This window comes from Pseudomonadota bacterium (assembly GCA_039193195.1).
In the GTDB taxonomy this organism is placed as follows: Bacteria; Pseudomonadota; Gammaproteobacteria; order Steroidobacterales; family JBCBZW01; genus JBCBZW01.
Window position 1 is genome coordinate 1 of sequence record JBCCWS010000054.1, and the last position, 20,197, is coordinate 20,197.

At 62.3% G+C, this 20,197-nt stretch carries 17 protein-coding genes and 3 pseudogenes; 5 read left to right on the plus strand and 15 right to left on the minus strand.

Features of this window, described 5'->3' with window-relative positions:
• Nucleotides 1-135: 135 nt before the first annotated feature.
• The 6 genes and pseudogenes from AAGA68_24165 to AAGA68_24190 form a co-directional block, all read right to left on the minus strand.
• Nucleotides 136-1,068: pseudogene (locus AAGA68_24165) on the minus strand (nucleotidyl transferase AbiEii/AbiGii toxin family protein).
• Nucleotides 1,055-1,375, minus strand: coding sequence for a type IV toxin-antitoxin system AbiEi family antitoxin domain-containing protein (locus AAGA68_24170; protein MEM9388171.1), 321 nt, complete (start codon nt 1,373-1,375; stop codon nt 1,055-1,057). Before AAGA68_24170 ends, AAGA68_24165 begins: the two are co-directional and overlap by 14 nt.
• An 18-nt stretch (nt 1,376-1,393) precedes the next feature.
• The gene (locus tag AAGA68_24175; GenBank protein ID MEM9388172.1) at nt 1,394-1,999 is read right to left on the minus strand and encodes an AbiEi antitoxin N-terminal domain-containing protein; all 606 of its coding nucleotides are present in this window, start codon (nt 1,997-1,999) and stop codon (nt 1,394-1,396) included.
• Nucleotides 2,000-2,089: 90 nt separating this feature from the next.
• Nucleotides 2,090-2,761 (minus strand): annotated as a pseudogene (locus AAGA68_24180) (helicase-related protein).
• 95 nt (nt 2,762-2,856) lie between these two features.
• On the minus strand, nt 2,857-3,882 hold the full coding sequence (locus AAGA68_24185) for a hypothetical protein (protein MEM9388173.1): 1,026 nt from the start codon (nt 3,880-3,882) through the stop codon (nt 2,857-2,859).
• Between the two features lie 28 nt (nt 3,883-3,910).
• The gene (locus tag AAGA68_24190) at nt 3,911-4,492 is read right to left on the minus strand and encodes an SPASM domain-containing protein (GenBank protein ID MEM9388174.1); all 582 of its coding nucleotides are present in this window, start codon (nt 4,490-4,492) and stop codon (nt 3,911-3,913) included.
• Between the two features lie 751 nt (nt 4,493-5,243).
• Between AAGA68_24190 and AAGA68_24195 the strand changes: the two genes are divergently transcribed.
• Nucleotides 5,244-6,968 (plus strand): alpha/beta fold hydrolase, encoded by a 1,725-nt coding sequence (locus AAGA68_24195; protein MEM9388175.1) that lies wholly within the window; start codon nt 5,244-5,246, stop codon nt 6,966-6,968.
• Nucleotides 6,969-7,101: 133 nt separating this feature from the next.
• Nucleotides 7,102-7,305 carry a DUF5808 domain-containing protein gene (locus AAGA68_24200; protein ID MEM9388176.1) on the plus strand — a complete coding sequence of 68 codons (204 nt, stop codon included), beginning with the start codon at nt 7,102-7,104 and terminating at the stop codon, nt 7,303-7,305.
• A gap of 1,084 nt (nt 7,306-8,389) precedes the next feature.
• Here AAGA68_24200 and AAGA68_24205 read toward each other — a convergent pair.
• The 5 genes and pseudogenes from AAGA68_24205 to AAGA68_24225 form a co-directional block, all read right to left on the minus strand.
• A complete protein-coding gene (locus tag AAGA68_24205) occupies nt 8,390-9,727 on the minus strand; it encodes a DsbA family protein (protein ID MEM9388177.1) in 1,338 nt (445 codons plus the stop codon).
• Nucleotides 9,728-9,957: 230 nt separating this feature from the next.
• Nucleotides 9,958-10,380 carry a PIN domain-containing protein gene (locus tag AAGA68_24210; GenBank protein ID MEM9388178.1) on the minus strand — a complete coding sequence of 141 codons (423 nt, stop codon included), beginning with the start codon at nt 10,378-10,380 and terminating at the stop codon, nt 9,958-9,960.
• Complete coding sequence (locus AAGA68_24215) at nt 10,370-10,591, minus strand: hypothetical protein (GenBank protein MEM9388179.1); 222 nt, start codon at nt 10,589-10,591, stop codon at nt 10,370-10,372. Before AAGA68_24215 ends, AAGA68_24210 begins: the two co-directional genes overlap by 11 nt.
• Before the next feature lie 323 nt (nt 10,592-10,914).
• Nucleotides 10,915-11,409, minus strand: coding sequence for a hypothetical protein (locus tag AAGA68_24220; GenBank protein MEM9388180.1), 495 nt, complete (start codon nt 11,407-11,409; stop codon nt 10,915-10,917).
• Between the two features lie 978 nt (nt 11,410-12,387).
• Nucleotides 12,388-12,492, minus strand: a pseudogene (locus AAGA68_24225) (NYN domain-containing protein).
• A gap of 79 nt (nt 12,493-12,571) precedes the next feature.
• Between AAGA68_24225 and AAGA68_24230 the strand changes: the two are divergent.
• Complete coding sequence (locus tag AAGA68_24230) at nt 12,572-13,027, plus strand: prolyl oligopeptidase family serine peptidase (protein MEM9388181.1); 456 nt, start codon at nt 12,572-12,574, stop codon at nt 13,025-13,027.
• 602 nt (nt 13,028-13,629) lie between these two features.
• On the opposite strand, the gene AAGA68_24235 is transcribed toward AAGA68_24230, so the two are convergent.
• Both AAGA68_24235 and AAGA68_24240 read right to left on the minus strand, forming a co-directional pair.
• On the minus strand, nt 13,630-14,667 hold the full coding sequence (locus tag AAGA68_24235) for a hypothetical protein (protein MEM9388182.1): 1,038 nt from the start codon (nt 14,665-14,667) through the stop codon (nt 13,630-13,632).
• A gap of 122 nt (nt 14,668-14,789) precedes the next feature.
• Nucleotides 14,790-15,239, minus strand: coding sequence for a hypothetical protein (locus AAGA68_24240; GenBank protein MEM9388183.1), 450 nt, complete (start codon nt 15,237-15,239; stop codon nt 14,790-14,792).
• 287 nt (nt 15,240-15,526) lie between these two features.
• Here AAGA68_24240 and AAGA68_24245 point away from each other — a divergent pair, with 287 nt between their 5' ends.
• Together AAGA68_24245 and AAGA68_24250 are read left to right on the plus strand one after the other, a co-directional pair.
• Nucleotides 15,527-15,901 (plus strand): hypothetical protein, encoded by a 375-nt coding sequence (locus AAGA68_24245; GenBank protein MEM9388184.1) that lies wholly within the window; start codon nt 15,527-15,529, stop codon nt 15,899-15,901.
• Between the two features lie 142 nt (nt 15,902-16,043).
• Complete coding sequence (locus AAGA68_24250) at nt 16,044-16,637, plus strand: DUF3611 family protein (protein ID MEM9388185.1); 594 nt, start codon at nt 16,044-16,046, stop codon at nt 16,635-16,637.
• Here AAGA68_24250 and AAGA68_24255 read toward each other — a convergent pair.
• Complete coding sequence (locus AAGA68_24255) at nt 16,634-19,021, minus strand: tetratricopeptide repeat protein (GenBank protein ID MEM9388186.1); 2,388 nt, start codon at nt 19,019-19,021, stop codon at nt 16,634-16,636. The two genes, AAGA68_24250 and AAGA68_24255, sit on opposite strands and share 4 nt — an antisense overlap.
• Nucleotides 19,022-19,087: 66 nt before the next feature.
• Nucleotides 19,088-20,119 (minus strand): hypothetical protein, encoded by a 1,032-nt coding sequence (locus AAGA68_24260; GenBank protein ID MEM9388187.1) that lies wholly within the window; start codon nt 20,117-20,119, stop codon nt 19,088-19,090.
• Between the last annotated feature and the right edge of the window lie 78 nt (nt 20,120-20,197).

A 20,197-nucleotide genomic window follows, 5' to 3' on the forward strand; every position in this document is an offset into this window, starting at 1 on the left:
AGCAAAACACGGGGTGGCGCGCAGTGGAAGGCGCGCAGGCGTACTCAGCAGTACGTGTCGAGCACCTGCAACGAGCACGCGCCGTGTTTTGCTGTGTCTCGGCGGCCGCAGTAGAAGACTCATGAATAATCCAGGCTAGTGCTCCGCCACGCCACCGCTGAGCACACGCTCCAACTCGTGGGCCTGCTGCTCGCGTTGCCCCGCAGGCAGCTTCGCCAAGTTCTCGAGCTTCCACCTCACGGCCGGGAGTAGATTGAGTGTCATCGATAGCCAGCACATCCCAATCGGGCTCTCCCCGCTCGACTGACATCAGAAAGCGCCGGTGGGCGTCGGGCATGCCGCCAACTGCATCGCGTACCAGCTCCTCCCGCGTACCGAAGAGGTTCTCCAGAGACCTGTTGTGGTCGTCATACCCAAAAAGCGATCGCGGAACTCCGCTTCAATAGCGCGATAGTTAGGTGCAAGCAGCTCGATCGCCGGACGGTTGTGGCTGAGGATGTAGACTACCAACTCCGCTCTCATTCGGTCAGACAAGCCTTCGCCGGAAAGCAGACCTGCCACGTCGAACAAATCGCGCGGATGCTGACGATCAAGGGCAGCAACCATCTTGCCGGCCAACAGATCCTCGAAAGAGACCGCCAGGGACTCCGCAAATCCGAAGTTATTCTCGACCGATGCCGAGACGGACTTGCGCGTAGCGTCGAAGACACAGCCTCGTAGAACAGGGGTGACCTCAACCTTGATCTACACGCCCGCCGCGCGAACGACAAGCTTGGTGACCGAGCCTCCCGGCCGTAGCTGGGAGGCGCTCACATGAGCGCCAGCGATTCCCTGGCGAATTCGCTCGGCGATACGGTTCATTGCCGCATCGATCCCGGCCAACGATGCGCCACGGCCCTCGATTATCAGATAGGTTAGGTCTATGTCGATCGACAGTCGCGGAAGATCGCGAACGAACAGGTTGATCGCCGTTCCACCCTTGAGTGCAAGCGATGGTTCCTCAGCGACGAATGGCAACGTGCGCACCAACAACGCGACTTGTCGACGATCGGCCTCAGTCGCCGGCATGCAGCGCCTCCGGCACGGTGATCTGGTACTTGCGGCCCAGTCGCCCGCCCGTGGCGATGACGCGCTTGCCACTCCCGAGGCGGAACTTGGTTTCATCCAGTTGCTTGCGCCAGGGATGGGCGTGACGTTCAGCAAACAAAAAAAATAGGCGAATGACCTTGATGCTGGAGCACGCTTCCAGCAACTTCTGCAAGCGATGCGGGCTGAGCGTGTGCAGGCCTTCCATGATCACGTCGACGCTCTCGAAGGTCTCGTGCTTGGGGAGTTCATCGAGCAGTTCGAGTATCGCTCGTTCAGCGGTGGACACAAGGAGGGGCCAAGCGTGCTAGCCCCATGGCGCTGTCGTGAGTCCATTCGGCAGCCTGGTAGGGCTGTCGCGAAGAGCACGACGAGTTGGGTCTGGCAGGCGAACCGCCCCATCGGCGATGCAGCAGCCTGGGAACAATCGCGACGCGTTGTGCAACTCGAACGTTCTGCCGAGCGACAGCTTGCTCAGCCAACCGGGAACAGCGGTCTCCGAGAAGAGGTGCACGTTGCCCTGCTCCCCAAGCGGCAGGTAATGCTCATACCCTTGAAGCCCATGCGCTGTGCGCCCACCGACAGCCACGGGCAGCCGCAGTAACGATTGAAGCGAGACGACCAACTGCTCCCATCTCTCTATGCCACCTGGCCGGGTAAAGACCCCTCGTGCGGGCTGTTCCAACCAGCCGCTGGCCACGTACTTGCTGCGTAGGGCGCGCGAGTATCCACGGGCTTCTAGCCATTGAGCAGTAACTAGCAGCAGGTGTTGGAGCCGGTTTAGCTTTCCTGCGTTTTGCATCCTCCTGGTACGCAGTTTAGCGAGTTCATGAACCGACGCAAGTTCGGGGAGTGTATGATCCGCCAACTGAAAGTTTGCAAATAGAGAAACACGTAAACCCCATGCCGCCATCTACCAGGCAACCATCGCTACTGAGGCTTTCCCTCGGTGGAGCTTCCTGGAACTTGCAGCTTCGCCTGTAGGCATCCCCGCCCGCGGTGCTCAGGTCACCCCCGCAGGCTGCGCGATTTGATACCCCATCGCCCGATAGCCACGCTGGCGCTTTTCCCACATGCGCCGCAAGACCGGATGATCGCCATCGACAAAGTCGATGATTCGGACATCCGACTTACTCCCATGCTCCCGGTGCAGCCTACCCGCGTACTGCTGTAAGGTGCCCTTCCAAGAGACAGGCATTGCCAGAACCAATGTGTCGAGGGGTGGATGGTCGAAGCCCTCCCCGACAAGTCGCCCGGTCGCCAAAGGCACCCGAGCCTCATCGCTGGGGAGCGAACTCATCTCGGTCAGCACTTCTGCACGCTGCTTGCGCGCAACCCTACCGTGCAACACGAACGGTCTTAGGCCCCTCTCCTTCAGCGATTCCTCAATACGCACTAGGTGATCGGCTCTTTCGGTCAATACGAGCACCTTGCGTCCGGCATCAGACGCTTGCTTCGTTTCCAAGGCGATCGCCTTCGTACGCTTATCGTCTTCTGCAAGGGCACGAAACACCGCCTAAATGCCATCGCCATCGTGAACATGAGGCTGCCCGCTGAGGATTCGCGGGACCACCTCGAGGCGAGTTGGCGCAGTCTCCGACGGCGCTGCTGAATGCCGAATCGGGCCGCACTGCATGAAAATGATCGGCTGTTGTCCATCGCGCCGAATGGGCGTGCGATTGAGCAGTGCGGTCAAGGGCAGCGCCGTTCGCGCTGCGCGAACGGCCGCGTCCCTCCACTCTCCTGGCGATACGTCCCCCTAGGCACACCCTAGTTCACCAGCCCAGCCCGTTGATAGCTGAACTTCTGCAGCAGCGCCACCGCCTCTGCCCGGTCCTTCTCATCTATCTGAACGATCCCCACCTCCTGGAAGGCATCCAGCACGGCTTCCGTCTCGACATCGATAACCTCTTTAGCCGCATCGACGATGAAATTCTCCTGGCCGAGCATCGCCGCCACCTGCACTGCCTGATCGAAGTCCCGGATCAACTCGGGGTCCAGATTCGCCAAGCGGTTGTTCATCTTATCGCTGATAGGACCTGGAATGTCGATGGCGACAATCACTCCCGCACCCGCAACGACCAACACCAACACAGCGGCGATAGAGATCACGCCGAAATTGACATTAACCACAAAGTCAATGAGTACGCTTACCTCAGAGATCCCTGTGCCTTGCAACGGCATGCCCACGAGCTGCTGCAAACGACGCAAGTCAGTTAGCGACTCAACATCGCCTTCGATGGGCTCTCCTAAGGCATCAGCCCGCGCCTTTATCCGTTGAATGGTACCTTCGATCTGCTTGCGGTTGCGCTCAAAATACTGCACGAGATTCCACTTGAGCACGGAGGGAACCGGGTGCGTGCTAAGGGTATCTCTCAGCGTTTGAGCGAATAGTTGATAGTCCCCCTTGGCCGCCGCCTCCAATACCCCTTGGTCCGTGATCGCGCGAAGCACTTGCACTTCACTGTGGGAGGAGACCATCAGAGATGGATCGATGCCAGCGTCTAGCAGATACTGATCGGGGTCGGCACGAAACTTCTTAGTCTCGTCCGCGTCAAGAAGCACGTTCGCCCACAGTTCACCCGACAGCAATACCTCGTCCCACACTGCCGTGGGCACGTTTGCCCGAGCCATCTGTAGACGCAGCAAATCTGCGTGCTTTCCGCCCGTTTCCGTTCCCGTAACACTCACTGGCACGCCGTATAGACGACCATCTGCCCCTGCTGATAACGGTAGGCCCACGGCACCGAACGCGCCAATAGAGCCTTTGAGAATTCCCCTTCGCGTCTTGTCCATGATGCTTCTCCTAGCGCTAAGTGACTACTCAAGCTGCCTTTTCCGCCATCTTCCGCCGCAGCGCAGTGGCAATGTTGTATCGGTGGATTACCTCCGGGACAAATTCGTGCCAACGCGCGATCAAGGCCGCCCGCACGTTGGGGTTCTGATGCAAGATCACGCACGCCTGACAAATGTGCGAAACGTTGGCTAACCCGCGCGTAACTTCCGCGTCGCCGAACAGCTTGCGGATGATTTCGTAGGGGCCGTCCATGTGAATCCAGATCTTCAGAAAGTCCTCGAGCTGGGAGAGAAACATGTCTCTCAGGGACTGTCGTCCGAGCGCACCGAGCTTCATCTCCGGGATGTACTCGAAGGTGAGCCCACAGCACCCAGAGACCTGACCGAATGGTGTAACCACTACGTTTTTCAATACCTGATCGCATGGTTTGTCGACTATTGCTCGCGCTACCTGAAAGCCCCGGTTCTTGGCTGCTGCGTGAAAGGGCATCCAGGTGTTGCTCTGCAAAGTGAACAGATCCGAGTGCTCATTGAGCAGTCTCTGCATAGTGGGATCACCATGTAGCGCCTCGTAGCACGTGCTGTCCTCCGTGTCCTTCTCCACGGTCATCAGCGTTCGGATTCCAGCACTAACACATGCGTACGCCGCATTGACCACGCAGTGCTGCGGCACCCAGCGCTGATGGTCTCGCCCAGTACTGAAATTGATCTCGCTGAGCCCGGCACCCAGGAGCTTGGAAACCGCGCGTCTCGTGGTATGCGTGCTCCTCCCCCAGAAGCCATTCGTGACGCATCGAGTGGCCAAACCTAAGTGGGTCGCATGTGCTATCGCAGCATGCAGATCGTCCCCGAGCAGAAAGCACTCCCCACCTGACCAAACCACAAGCGACATTGCTGGGAATGAAGCTACCGCCTCATCCATTGCGGCACGCATCTGGTCTAGCGTTAGCCGTCCGGTGCGTGTGGGATTCGACTCAAAACAGCATTCTTCACACGCGGCATTGCACCGATAGGTAGTGAGCAGAGTCATTGATCTTGGGTAGTGACTGAGAAGCTCTTCGATGCTGGCCTGGTAGGCTGGCGTTCCGGTTGGCGGACAATTCGTCGCTGACTGCATGATGAAACCTCATCGACTTGATTCATTCCCCAGTCGACACTATGGTGAATTCTGGAGAATAAAGACTATAGCCATGACGAACTATTGGGATGAGTGGCGAATTCTACTACTAGGTCAAAGAAACTCGAGACCCGGAGCCCTCTCACGACTGACTCTTCGCTCTGAGCGCGACTTGGCGTGGATGGGGCTACTCTTGTGGCTGTTTGCAAGCGGGGGTCAGGCGGAAACGGTCAAGGAGACTCTCATGCGCGACATCGTTTCGACGGATTGGTTGGGCACCCTGGGCGCAGGTGGTAAACAGTTGCGGCTTCAGTTTGCTTTCGAGGCGAAGGACGGAGGAATCGAGGGGGTCATGGTCAGCCTGGATCAGTCTCCGGCGCCGCTCGCACTCGCGGAAATCCAGGTATCCGAGCGACGGCTCAGTTTCGCCGTACCCTCGGCAAGGGCTAGCTTCACAGGCAAGCTGCTCGCGGGTGCGCAGGGTTTAATGAAGATCAAGGGGCAGTGGTCGCAAGGACCCGGTAAGTTGCCGCTCTCCTTGGAACCCACTGACTCAACACTGCAGTCGGCACGCTGCGGCGTAGAATCCCCTGAGGCTGCTCGATTGTTGAGTGGCGAATGGATCAGCACGCTCAAGGCGGGAGAAGCTAAGCTGCCCTTGGTACTCAAAGTAGAGCCGTGCGCGGGCGGTGTGAACGCCGTCGTCGTCAGCAAGCAACAGTCCGCTACCATCACGGTTACGTCGTTGGATATCAGCAACGCGGGGAACATCGAGTTTGCCCTGGGGAGCATCGGTGCAGCGTTCGTCGGGCGCCTAGAGAAGGACTGCATCGTCGGCCATTGGCGCCAGGGGGGTAAGTCTCTACCTCTCGAATGGCACCGCAACCCATCATCAAGGGATCAATCGTCGACCACAGAAAGTACGTCGACCGTAACGAGCGGTGACCCGGTTACCCTACCGTCGGGCGATGGGCACATCAGCCTCGCGGGTACGTACTCTGTGCCGCTTGGAGAAGTGACCGCCGCTGTGTTGTTGGTCGCCGGGTCTGGACCACAGGATCGGAATGAGTCGATCGGCCAGCACCGTCCTTTTGATAACCTAGCAGAGTCGTTGACGAAGGCAGGTGTCTCAGTGCTTCGCTACGACAAGCGCGGTGTCGGCAGCTCTCAAGGCGATTACCCTTCATCGGGTGCTCTGGACCACCTCGCCGATGTAGCCGCCGCGATGGCATGGTTACGTGAGCGCCACCCTACGCTCCCCTTTGGAATCGTAGGTCACAGCCTGGGTGGCACTTTCGCTCTGCTCACCGCGCTTGAGAGCTCGGAGGTCGATTTCATCGTGCTGCTCGCAACCCCGGCAATCGCCGGTGTCCCGCTGATGGAGTTGCAATCCAGCGCAATCGCGCGTGCGGGCGGCGCCTCGGAGCATGTGGCGGAGCGCCTCGCATCAATCAACAGAAAACTCTATGAAGCGGCCATCGTCCGCTACGAGGACCAGGCGGCGGCCCTTGCTGCGTTGGAGCAGTTGGTGGAGGAGGCCCGGCTGCAGACAGACGCGCTGCCCGAGGACGCCCTTCCCAGGCGAGATCAACTCAACGGGGAACTGAAGGCATTGCTACATCCAACATTCCAGTTCATCCTGCAGCACGATCCCGCGCCGTTGATGCAGCGACTGCAGATCCCGGTGCTGGCGCTCTACGGCGGGAAGGATACACAGGTGACCCCGGAGAACCATCGGGCCGCGTCTGCCGCCCTGGCCCACCTGGGCGACCGTGCGGTGGTCGTTCTACACGCTGACTGGAACCACCGACTTCAGATAGCGAACACTGGGCACCCGAGCGAGTACGCGTATGCCGGCGACGCGATCGATCCGAGCGCGCTGCGTCACATCAGCGATTGGATTGCGCAGTTGCTGTCGAATCCACCCCAACCCCGGCGCATGGCGATTCATGCGGCGGGGGCCCGCTGACCGGCGCGAGCGGTGAGGGTAAGCCGGGTGTGTTCGCGACCACGTGCCAGGCGACAAGCGTGAGCGCCTGCGCGCTAGCCAGGGCGGCTGCACCGCTCGCCCTGCGCCTCGCAATAGAACGCTGGAGGTAAAGATGGCCGACGACCCCTGGGAGGAGCCGCAGCACTGGTGGCTGGGCGCTTTTTACTTCTGCCGGCATGACGGGCGATTAGTGGTACGCAAGCGCTTTGGCTCCGGTTGGACGTTTAACTTCGCCCAACCTCTGTCGTGGGTCGCCCTCGTTGCGCTCATGAGCGCTGTCTTAGTCGGTCCGTTGTACATTTTCGGGTGGCTCTAGACTCGTCAACGACTGGTGTTTGCCACGGCCTGATCCACACCGCACGACTCGATCTTCTCAGGCCCCATCACCTCCCCCTGGCTGACGAGGAAGCAGAGATAGCCGGACGTGAACTATCTTTTCCGGTGCTTAATAGCCATATCTACTGTTAGGTGCCCTTTGCCGCTGCTGTCGGTATCCCGTCCTTTCAAGCAGAGGTGGCGCAGGACGTCCTGGGTTCGACAAGTAGATTATGGGACGAACTACCAGCGCAACTCACGCGGCTGTTGGTTACAACTACGAACGCGGCCCTGAGTCAATCATACTAGCCTTCCCTGGACAGGGTGCAGCCGAAGGCGTTGGGGTCCGTCCTGGACTGCTCGTGATGGGCGGTCGCGACGGCTCAACACATGCTGGGGAAGTGTTGGGATGCGGACAGATCTTGACTGCCGGAGTGCTGTCTGTGAGAGGACGTGCCCTGCTGCTCGAAGCATGGCCGGACCGCGGTTAGATTTTCATGATCGCTAACGGGAAATGAACGAGTCGGTACACGGCTCGCCCGACGCGAATCAGCGCCCGGCGTCGACATGGTGCGCAAGCAGTCCAAAACCACTCTTACCGACCTACTGAGAACAGAGACTTCCAGCCACATCCAGAACCAGCATTTGGACGTGAAACGCCGGCCGACCTACATACTCTTCGGGCGGCTACAGCAGCTCTCTCGCGCGCGCTTTCAATCCGCTGGTCGCTGGTTCGAGCCCAGCACGACCCACCATACAATTAGCGTTGCGCGACTCCCCTCGCGTCGCGCCCAAAAACGCTTCGACCTACTTCCAAACCCGAACTCGATTCCAGTGCCGCTCGACTAACCGCTAAACGACGCAGGCGGGCTCCGACGATTAGCTTCACCTCAAGACGATCGATCGCGCGCTGCACGATCGACGCCCCTGTCCGGCGGTACGTCGACACTAGGCGGGTGAGCGGACCGAAGGAGCTGGGATCTCAGCCTAGCTATGGCAGAACAACTCGCCTACTCGGACCAGGCCCAATGTGTCCTGAGTGCAATGTACCCTCAGGGCCTGGTTGATCTGAGCTCGCCGAATGGCTAGGTGCTTCGCGAAGCTTGGTAGCGCTGAATCTCTCGCGCCACTAGCCACAAACGATCCTGTCCCCACACTTGAAGTAGTGCGTCGCCGGAAGGAGCAAGCAGGCGGTAACTGGGTACGCCCCACAGGCCGCCTTGGTACATCACCAACCGGTTATCCTCCAGTACCTGCTCCCAGTCGCCTTTACCGACCCGAGGCTCTGCTGCATGCCACTGCAACCCGGCGCTCTCAACCACCTTGCGAAGTCCCTTGCTCGTATTGGTGTTGACGCCTCTGGCAAACGCATGATGCAAGAAACTCGATAGCAGCGCTGTACCTAGGCCCTGCTCGGCGGCCCATGGGTAGAGGGAGTAGCAGCGCCGCACAGGCTCGCCGATAGGATCGTAAAGGTGGCCGTAGCGCATGCCTCGACGTCTGGCCTCTCGTGCTACGTCGAAGAAGATGTACATGCCCTTCTCGAGCGTAACGGGGACGCCACGCATTACCATGGGCAATACGGGGCGCACCTGAAAGCGCACGCCGGCCCGGGCAGCGAGCGCCACAGTTTCGTCGAAGACGATGGCCGTATAGGGGCTTCTGAGCGATGGGTAGAACTCGAGCGTCAAGCTAGCGGCATCGCTCGCCTCGCCGAGATCAACGCTGGGGCAAGGTGCTAGAGGCGGTTCGCCTGGGGTCGTATCCGCCCCGAGCGCTGCTAGCCGTGCTTCGAGGTAGTGCAGCCGATCCACCCCCCAGTACCATTCCCCTTCGTAGTTGAACATGGCGCCGGAATAGTGTTTGAGCGCGGCGCGGCGCGCCGTACCGGACCTCAATCGCTCTCCCACTTGTGACGCCGATGCGTGGCCCAAGGCGCCTGCGTGCTGATGTAGGCGAGGCGTGTCACCGTGCCAAAGGGCTTCACTCACGGCGGCAAGGTGCTGTCCCAGAGTCCGTGAGTCGAGCGAGGCGAGTACCGATAGCGCCAGGGTCGTGGATGTCTCTTCGGGTGCCTCTAAGGAGGCTGGAAAGGACAGGCCGTACTGAGGGGCAATGAGGGCCGAATCCGAGCGGGCAAGCCGCAACAGCAGCTGCGCGTCCAAGACGTTATCGCCCAGAGGTCCACGCACCAGATGGCACTGTAATTCCACGTCGTAGCGCGCCGCGAAGCGCGCTAGCAGTTGGGCGGCTAGGTGGCTGTAGGCGTCATCGACCTGATGGAAGTACTCGACGACGTGGGGTCTGGAGTCCGCACGGCGACGCCTCTCCGCCCGGTGCCGGCGCTTGGTGACCTGCTCGTCGCTGAAGCGGAACGATAGGTACTTCGAGAGTAACCAACGGCGCAGGGCGGATGGATCCATGTTCGCCGCGCCACCTTGATTCTCAAACTGTCCTGCCAACGGATTCTCCTGCGTGACCGCTATGCGGTCGTTTGGGCAGTCAGGTGGAGGTGATCGGGTCCATCGAGGCGCCCGAGGTGATCGAGTGCATTCTGACGGACCTGAGGAAGTTGGGGAAGGCGGAACCGTGAGGAGGGCATCAGGGACGTCTTCGATCATGGAAGGCGCTGAGTGGATGTGAAGAAGTGCCCTTACCCGAATGGATTCTCAATAGTCAGGAACTCGACCTGCTGCCCATCGTGAAGGTCTTCACTCAGTAGCCGTCGACAACCAGCTTCCAGTGCCGCCGCAATCACCAGTAAGTCGTAGAAGCTGTAGCGAAATCGATCGTGTACACCTAGCGCACGATGATAGAGATCGGCTGACGCCGATACCCGCATCAGCGGAGCAAGCACGCTTCCGAGGTAGGCACGAGCGCTGGTAACGTCTAGCGGCACAGATGCCTTACGAAGCGCAGTATTCAGGAACTCCTGAACTACCTGATAGCTGATACAAGCGTTGCCCGTGAGAATCGCCTCTCGGACAATCGCATCAGCGGTAGCTGACCTCTCCGGGTCGGTCGTGTCCAACTGATAAACGAGGCCGTTGGTATCGAGGAACTTCTCAACGCTCATTCATCTCCTCGCGGGAGAGCTTCGCACCTACCTTCAGCCGCCCTCGTAGTCGTGCAACGACTTCATCGTACTGGTTGAGCCGGGCGGATTGTCCTGTGTAGTCAGTCAGCCATCTTCTGAACTGCTCGTTCAGGCTGGTGTTCTCGGCTTTCGCACGAGCCCGAGCTGCCTCAATCGTCTCTTCGTCCGCGCTAAGCGTGATGTTCTTCACCGTTAGACTATTAGCTCGTTGGTTACCAAGTAGCAGCGTGTAAAGGGTACACGAAACTGGTGCGACTGCATCTTCTCCACCTTTGAATAAAGGCTACCAGAAACTCACTTAGCGACTAAGATCATAGACTTAGAAAGGTCATGGGCGCCGCGTAGGGGACTCACCAAGCGACTACGTCCCGATGGCATTCAGCGGCTACAGCAACTCCAGCGCACACCGGCTTTCCATTCGCTGGTTCAAGCCCAGCTGCCCAAACACTCTCGAGCTGCCCTTGGCCAACTACGCACCTCCAGCCGCCGACGCCTGGCATTCCACACCATCGCCTAAGCGGCGCTCCAACTTGCGGCCCGCTGCCCACGCTGCGCTAAAGACAGTTTCGCCCTAACGGCCGGGAGTGGACGAACATGATCGATAGCCAGCCGCTCCCAAATCGGGCTCTCCTCGGCAGGGCGTCGACCGAGAACACAACGGGCTACGCCGCATGAGAAAGGGGGCGTAACAAGGCCAGCCGTGCTCGCCGCGCCCCGGGGCGCACGCCCAGAAGTGAACCTACGGTGACCCTCGTCGATGATGGTGCGCAGAGCATCGTTCGAGTAGCCCTCCATCGGCGACGCGTCGCGGCGCTCATCCCAGCAGTTGTCCACCACCTGGGCGAGCCCATCGGCGCCTGTCACCGTGGTCACGCCCTGACACACCCGTTCGTACTCGCGAGCGCCGGCGCAGTGCTGGGTGTAGTCCTGCGCCTCGGCGCCGGCATCGATTCCCGAGGTGGGCCTCGCCGGGGACTGACGGTTCTGAGCCACCCCTGGGGCCGTCACGGCAGGTGCGGCGTCCTGTCGTGCTTACCGCGGCTGTGGAGCGGGCGTCTGGGAAGACTCCCAAGGGATGGTGAGGTAGGAGACCAGGCGGATCGCCATCAGGCCGCCGCGACCCATAACGCTAGGGAACGCTTCATCTGTTCCTCCCGTGCAGTGATGATCTGGTTAGGTTGATCGACGCGAACGCGCGTGGATTGCCACCACCAGCAATCGGGCCTCGAGGTCGCGGCTTATCGGATCGGCGTGGCCGGATCCGGCAGGGCGGGGCTGCGGGCAGCGAGTGCTCGTCTCCGACACCGACGGGTTTACCACCCCTCGGCCCGAATGCTAGTACAGATCGATATTAGGGTGCGCGGCGGCCGCTACTGCCTGCCATTTCTAAGAGAATCGCGGGGTGTATGCGCTTGAATGGCGCGTTAAAGTAGCGAGACTCCAGCACTCTACGACGGCGAATCGCACGCGATACGCTACGCGGCGTGCCGCGAGCCCCAGGAACAATCGCCGTCCCTATCCAAGTCTTGGTGTTCGCCCACCGTGCAGACTCCTGCGCTTAGCATCTCCCGCGGCGTGCGCGAGTTGCTGTCGGCGGATCGGGATCTCTCGCGGTTTCTGGCGCCTAAGACGCGGAACCCCGCTGGTTGGCTGATCCCGTCTTGCTGCGAACCACCCGAACCTCGTCGATTCGATGAGGGATGACTCTCCCTCGACACTTCGATGGTGGTTTGATGAGTTCGTCACTGGTTCGAGCCCAGCACGAACCAACATCATCACGTCCTTAAGCGAGGTGACCACGTCCGCGCCCCTACCCGCGCTGCCTCAAGGCACCCGCTACTGCCCCAACAAATGCAGCCGGCTGGAGTCAACCTTAAACTCCGGAGTTTGCTCAAACAGACAATCCAGCACCCATTTTTGATTGACTTCCACAAGGACGAGCACCCAATCACCCCGTTCGGGCAGCTTCAGCACGCTGCTGGCCATCCTAAGTTCCGGCACCAGCGGCGAGAAGTCGGAGTCGCCGCTGATGATGACGAAGGTGCCGATGTGGGACTTGGTGTAGCAGAAGTCTAGCGCGTCAACGTCAAGCGCCTGCTGATCGACGTCTTCGAGGAGAGCCGCCCAACAACCCAAGCGAGCGCGCAGATCGCGGCGAGCGAGATTCTGAATGCGGGCGCGGAACGCGTCGCCGAGCAGCTCAAGGACGAACCTGACCTCCGGGCGGAGCTACCGCAGGCGGTCGGTGGTGTGCCTCGCGCGCTACAGCTACTGCGGCTATTCAGCGCTCGCCAGCAGGCTTACACACCGGACCTCTACCGCCGCACCATCGCCGGGGGTCGCCGATCTGCCGCACATGCTGAGCAACGAGGCGCGCCAGTACGGGCGCAACCAGTGGGCGGTCGCCTGCTGGCACCAGCTCATCTGCGATAGCAAGTCCGAGCGCGAGAAGCTCAAGGAGATCTCGTGCGCTAAGTACGCCGATCGCTTTCAGGCCCCGGTGCTGCTAATCCGCGGCGACGACGACACGGTTGTGCCCCTGGCCCAGAGTCAGCCTATGCACCGACGCCTGGAGAAGGCTGGCAAGTCGGTGGTGTTCGTCAGGCTGCGAGGAGAGGACCACTGACTGCGCACGTCGGCGAAGACGAGCGTGCAGTGATTCCAGGCGATGGGCGATTTCGTAGACAAGCACTTGAGCGACGCCTCGTGAGCCTCCTTCGAATGACTGTGCCTCCCACCTACAGTTGTGCGAGCTGCCAAACCGCGTTTTCCAACCGGCGGGACCAGGGGCCGCAGCATCCCATACTCCAGTAGCGTCTCACCGCTCCCCCTTAACCATGGGCGGTGCTGCAACTGCATCGAAGATGACGGCGAAGAGCACGGCCCTGGAATGCCAATTACCGCTGACACCGATTGGAATCGTTGGCCACCAGGATCAGCACCCGTGCGCCCTGGCCAAACCACATCGCCACCTCGCGCCGGCGTCGGCGAGTTACCGGCACCTTCACCCCGTTGGTGAGTTCAAGCAGCCACCGCCCCTGCTGCCTGAGGAGTCTCTGCACGGCCACGCGAGCCACCCAATGCGATCGATCACCACTAGCCCACCATGCCTAGGGCCTCGACGGCCTCTTGCAGTGTTCCCAACACCATGCACTTCCCGCGCTCCTTTGCACCGGTGGCAGGCAGTGCCACCGACGACTCGCGACGGTGTAGCCGTAAGCGCTGGGGCTAAGCGCCGACGATCGTATTGACGAGCATCTCGATCAGGGCGGCGCCCGCCCAGGTGAGTGGCACGATCACAGCGTAAGCGAGGAAACGGGTCACCGCGCCGATGTCGAGGGGCCACACGGGCAAGCGCACCACCTCGCGGCGCAGCGCGAGGGCGTTGGCGAGCTCCGCGTTGGGGCCTGCCGGGTCATCGAGCGCTCCCTGCCTGGCCTGATCGATCGCCTCCTGGGCCTCGGCGAGGGCCCTCTGGCGCTGCTGCACTAGGCGTCGGTGGAGAGGCCAGATGGGCAGCAAGAGCAGCAGCGGGATCATCGGCAGGAACATCAGTAGGGCCGGCAAGGTGGTCCACCAGCTGATCGGCCCGCCGAGCCACATGATGGGAAGCACGGCGAGGGCCCCCAGGATGAATAGGGTGGAGGTGACAGCCATCGCGCCCACGGGGGCAAAGGTGGGAGGGCTGAAGACGTCGGCGCGCACCTCCTGAGCGATGCGCCTGAAGCTCATGGCGTTCTCCGCTAGGGCCCGCGTCGCAGCGGTCATCACCAGCCAAACCGGCAGAGGGCCGAAGTCCATCACGATGGCCACGTAGCCACGGCTCACGCTCTCGAGCATGTAGCTCCAGCTGCCCGCCAGCAAGCGCGACTGCACCAGCCACAGGCAGATGCCCGCCAGGATACTGCGAAGGCCCCACATCGGCGGCTTGTGGGTGAGCGAGTGGCGGGCATGCGCGAGCGTCTGCGCCGCAAGCCGATGCGCAAGGCTATCGAGCGCCTCACGGGTTCGTTCGGTGATGTAGTGGAACACGGGAACGACGTACGCGACGCCAGCGACGAAGAAGGCCGCGACGGTGGGCGAGAACTGATTGGCGTAGCGTCGTGGGTAGGTCGCGACCAGCCAGGCTGCTACGCCGAAGACGACCGCCCCGAAGGTCAGGATGGCGATGGCGGCGAGCCAACGGCCATGGCGCCCCTCTGGCACCAGCACGAGCAGCCAGATCTTCTTCGCCTGGCCCTCGCGGGAGGATGGGATTTCGGTCATCGAGCTCGCTTCCATTGGGGCAAAGCGAGCGCGTAAGAGGACTACCAGGCTGGTCAGGGTATGCTCGCAGGCCTGCAGTATACGAAGCGAGCGAGCGCGGCACTAACGGTACGGCGTTGGGCTCAGGGGCGCTGGACGACACCCATGAGGGACACGCGCTCCACTGACTCCTGAAGAGCGAAGCGATCTAGCGCGCGACCGGGCAGGTCCACCACCGTGCGATCGTCGTCGACAGCCGCTCTCACCAAGGCTCCGCCAAGCAGACCAAGGCCGTGGGCTTGCCCCTGCACTGTCAGGCGCAGCACGCGCCGATCCCCGGCCGCGGCGAGTGCTGCCACTTGCGGAGTCATCTTGCTGCGGGCATGGACGCGAGCAGAAAGCTCTAGCGTGCCGCCCTCGGACAGCCCACCCTGCGGCGAAGGGGTCGCCTCACCAAACAGTTCGATAAACCCCGGCGCAGTCGTGTCGTGCGCTTTTGCGGGCGAGGCGAACTCGCTGAAGTAGACCCAGGCGCTGGTCCCCGTCATGGCTAGTGCGAGGCTGCAAAGGCCACCGCGCAGCAGCGTGTGCATGAGCTTGCTCCTGAACGATCAAATGACGTTGCACAGTTCATCGCACCCGGGCCTCTCGCGCAGGTGTGAGCAAACTCGCGAAGGGGCCGGCCCTGTGACCTAGACCGCATAAGATTGGGTTAAACCGGCCTCAGCCGGCGCGGCCGGCGGCGGCGACGCGACCGGACGCGCATTTAGAGCATCGCAAGGGTGAGGGGCGGCGGCCTGTGGAGCGAGTGTGCTAGGGTTCCGCCGCTCTGGCGGGCAAATCCGCCGCTTACCACTCACCGACTCAGGATCGCCCCCGCATGGATGCTGCCACTCGCAAGAGCTACAACGTTGCCCAGCTGGTCTACCTGCTGCACGCCCTCTCCATCCTGTCCGGCGTGCTGACCTCGGCCATCGTGCTCTTCAGCTTCATTACCGGTATCCCCTCGCTGATCGCTGTGGTCATCAACTACCTCAAGCGAGATGACGCGCGCGGCACGTGGGTAGACTCACATTTCGGCTGGCAGATTCGCACCTTTTGGTACGCCCTTGCCTGGACCATCGTGGCCGCGATCCTGTTCGTCACCTTCATCGGCATTCCCCTCGCCTGGCTGATTTTTGCCTTCCTCACCCTGTGGGTGATCTACCGCGTGGTGCGGGGCTGGCTGCGCCTTCGCGCTGAACAACCGATGTAGCCTCCGCGGGTCGGGAAAGGCCCGCGAAACTTGCCGCCACGCCGAGCGGCGCCGCGTTGTGGCCATGCCATAATTGCCCCCGTCGAGCGCCGCTAGCCGCGGCGCTGCCCTCTCCTACTGCATCCTCCGGAGTCGCAAGCCCATGGCTGCTTCAAGCACTGCCGCTACGCCCCTATGGCCCCCCAACGTTGCCGACGGTCTGCCAGGCCTGTTCGTACGCCTGGGATGGCTAGGGGTCTGGACCCAGGTGCTGATCATCGGAGCGGATGCCGCCTTCTTGGCGTTCTTCCTGATCGCCGGTGAACGCGCGGCGGACGGGTTTGGCCTGCGCGGAACGCTCGTCATTGCAGGCCTGCTAGTCATGGGCTTTACGACCGTCTGGTTCTTTCGCTACGCAGCGCTCGGCCGCAAGATGCTCGACCCGCACGACTTCCCCGACTACGAGAAGGTGGTAGGCACCCTGTGGGTCGGCCTATGGGCGAGCGTCATCGGCATTGGCCTTTCCCTCCTGCTGCTCTACCTGGCGACGGGACGCCTTCTGCTCTCGCTCCTCGCAGCGCCCCAGGTGGGGGCGGCGGTGGTCAACGGCACCGCTGCCGGCCCGTCCGTCTCGGCCTTCGATGGGGTGTCCTTGATGGCATCGCTCATCGTGCTCACGGCGGAGATGGGCATCATCGCCATGACCCTGCTGCTGCTCTTTCGCACCACCGGTCACGCGCGCTCCGCGGACGCCTAGCCAGACTCCGCTTGCGTGGGCGGCGCTTCCAGAGAGGTCCGCCGCAGGCGGATCATGGATTGCGTCGTCGGATGCTCTTCGCCGAGCACTTCTGTGAGGCCCACAATCGAGCGTTGGAACTCCTCGTGGGCGGCGTCGAGCTGGCCGAGGCTCGCGAGGAGCGAGGCGTAGTTGCCGTGGGCCACCAGCACCACGTAGTGTCGCGCGCCCAGCGTCTCAGCGGCGTTTCCTAAGGCGCGTGCGAAAACGGCCGCCGAGCGCTCGTAGTCCGCTGCATCCTTGAGGATGGCGGCGAAACGCAGGCGCCCCTCGGTCAGCTCAGGATGGGATTCGCCAAGCACCCGTTCGCGAATCCGCACCACGGCCTCCGCGTGGCTCACGGCATCGTCCATGCGATCGAGATTGTTGTAGGCGTCGGCCAGGTTGCCGCGGGCGATCAGCGTGGCGCGTGCCCCTTCCCCGAGCACTCGCGTTTGCCGCGCTACCACGTCTTCCAGCAACGGGGTGGATTCCTCCCAGCGTCCCTGCACGCTCAAGCTGGCGGCAAGATTGGCCTGAGAGGCAATCGTATCTGGGTGGTTCGCCCCGAGCAGCTCGCGACGCACCTGCGCATTGCGTCGAAGCTGCGCTTCCGCCAGGGCGTACTCGCCCCGACGGAAATGCACGCCCACCTTGCGCGAGACGACAAGCTGCGTGAGCTCGTGATGCTCACCCCAGCGTGCTAGCGCGCGCGTCAAGGCCTGCTCGAAATAGGCCTCCGCCTCATCGATCTTCGCCTGGGCGAAGTACGTTGCACCGAGATCGCTCAGCCGCCGTATGCTCTCCTCGTGCCTCGCGCCGAACGTCGACTCACTGAGCCTAAGGGATTTCCGTAGCTGCGCGTCAGCCTCCTCGTAGTAAGCAAGCTCACGGTACGTATTGCCGATCGTGGCGCGGATCGCCGCCTCAACGGCGGGTTCTTCGGCCACAGCGTTGCTGGGATCATCGAGGCTGGTGACGGCCTCATCGAGCACTTGGCGCACCGTGACGTCGCGGCCCTGAGCTTGATCCGGGCTCACGGTGGCGAGCATCTCCACGACGAAGTCCGACACGGAGGTCGCCCGGCGGGACTCACGGGCGGCGATCTGGCCCTGCCACGCCGCCACGCCGAGAGCGCCGATCAATGAGCTTAGGACAAGCACACCGGCACCGGCGGCCAAGCGGTAGCGCTTGAGGAAGCGGCCGAGCAGGTACGTCGTGCTGTCTGCCCTCGCGCTGATCGGCTTGCCCTCTAGGTGACGGCGAAGATCGTCGGCCAAGGCGCCGGCCGAGCGGTAGCGCCGCTGCGGCGCCTTGGCCAGGGCCTTCAGGGTGATCACGTCGAGATCGCCCTTTAGCTGGCGATGCAGGCGCTTGGTCAACGCGGCGCCAAGCGACGCGGGTGGGCGGCCCGTGACCACCGTCGAGGGTCGTGACGGCTGCTCGCGCAGCACCGCCTCGTAGATCTCCACGGGAGAGCGCTTGCCCAAGTCGTAGGGGCGATGGCTGGTGAGCAACTCGTATAGGATCACACCGAGAGCGTACACGTCTGTGGCCGCGGTGATCGGCTCGTGCATGAGCTGCTCGGGCGCGCCGTACTCGGGGGTGAGCAGGGCCATGCTGGTGCGTGTGACCGGAGCCTGTGCGTCGGCCGACTCATCCTCCTCCAGCAGCTTGGCAATGCCGAAATCGAGCAGGCGCGGCTCCCCGTCCTCACCGACGAGGATGTTGCCAGGCTTGAGATCGCGGTGGACGATGAGGTTGCGGTGCGCATACTCGACCGCATCACACACCTGCGCGAACAGGCGTAGGCGTGCCTCGAGGGAGAGACCGTGTCGATCGCAGTAGGCGAACAGGCTCTCGCCTTCCACGTACTCCATTGCGAAGTACGCCTGACCGTCCTCGCTGACACCACCGTCTAGCAGGCGCGCGATGCCGGGGTGCTGCAGGCGCGCGAGCACTTGGCGCTCGAACAGAAAGCGACGACGGGTCTCCTCGCTGTCTAAACCGCGCTTGACGAGCTTGAGGGCCACGCGTTGGTCGAACTGTCCATCGGCGCGGGAGGCCAGGTAGACCACGCCCATGCCACCGCGGCCGAGCACACGCTCAGGCTGGTAGGGACCGATCGGCACTAGGTGCTCCGAGTCATCCTTCGCGTGCGCCCAATGGCCGGCGGCGGCGCGGAGCTCGGCCGCGAGTATCGACGGGGCCGCGTCGTCATGTTCGGCTAGCAGCGCACGAAGCTCCTCTCGCGTCGCTGCCGACTCCTCGATCAGGTTGGCCACGAAGGCCTCACGTTGGGCCGGTGGCAGGGCGATCGCGGCATCGAACAATGCGCAGACGTGCTCCCAATGTTCAGGCGTCATGTCGCCCTCCGTGACCGTACCCGGGGATGCCTGCAGTATGCGCGATCAGACTCCTTAGGGCGCAAATCAGCTGCCTCGGCGGTCGATCACCACCGTGAGCATCTCGGCCGTGTGCTCGTGGCCGACGCTGCGCGCGTGCCCGACGATCGCCGCCAGCGAGTCGGGACCAGGGCGAAAGGCCGGGTCGTGGCGCAGGCACGCTTCGGTCACCTCCATGGCGCGCTGGAGCTCACCCACCAGTACCAAGCGCTCTATGAAGATCGCCGCGTAGGCGAGCATGACCTCGGGCAGATGCCATTCACGTACCCGCGCGTAGAGCAACTCGTAGCCCTCGAGACGATAGCCATCCTGTGCCACCAATTGCGCCATGGCGGCTAGCCCCGCGGTGATCTCCCCCTGGCGGACCGCGCGGTAGATGCGATCTAGCTCCGCTTCCCAATCGCGCTGTTCATCGTAGCGATCGCTGATCTCGCGGCGATCCTCGTAGGTAGTGACGGCGAAGGGGAGCTCTCGACGGTGCAGGTGCAGGACGCGGCCGCTGATGTCGAACACGGCGAGCAGCGTGTACATGGTGAGAAAGCGAGAGAGCAACGGTAGGCCAAACGCGCGATCGGCGAGGGTTGCGAGTGCATAGAGGCCCATCACGATCAGCACCACCGCACCGTAGGAGACCCCGAGCGTGAGCACCAACTGAACGATCCCTAGGGGATTGATGGCCGTGAACAGCGAGCCGGTGGCCCCCATCAGCGCGACTGTCGCCGGTGCGATGCAGGCCATCACCAGGGCCACGACCGATCCAGACAAGCGAAGATCCACCGCGAGCCACCAGCTCAGAGCCGCGAGCAGGAAGGCATGGATCAGGTACGGCGGGGCCATCGCCAGATTGAAGTGGCCGACTTCCGCTGGCGGCGGCTCGGGCGCGCCGTCCGCCGCCGAGGCGGTCAGCGCGTACGGGTAGCGGATCAGCGCCGCCAGCAAGACTACGCCGAGCCATATGCCTAGGAATCCTGCCGACATCGTGAGGGTCAACAGCAAGGTGAAGAAAGCGGCCCCAAGGAGGATGACGGGTTGGCGCAAGCCACTCAGCAGGCTGATCAATCCGGTAAGACCTCAAGAAACCCTATCGCGGGCGAAGTCTACGGAGGCGGGCGCGCCAATGCGACCCCACGCCAGGAA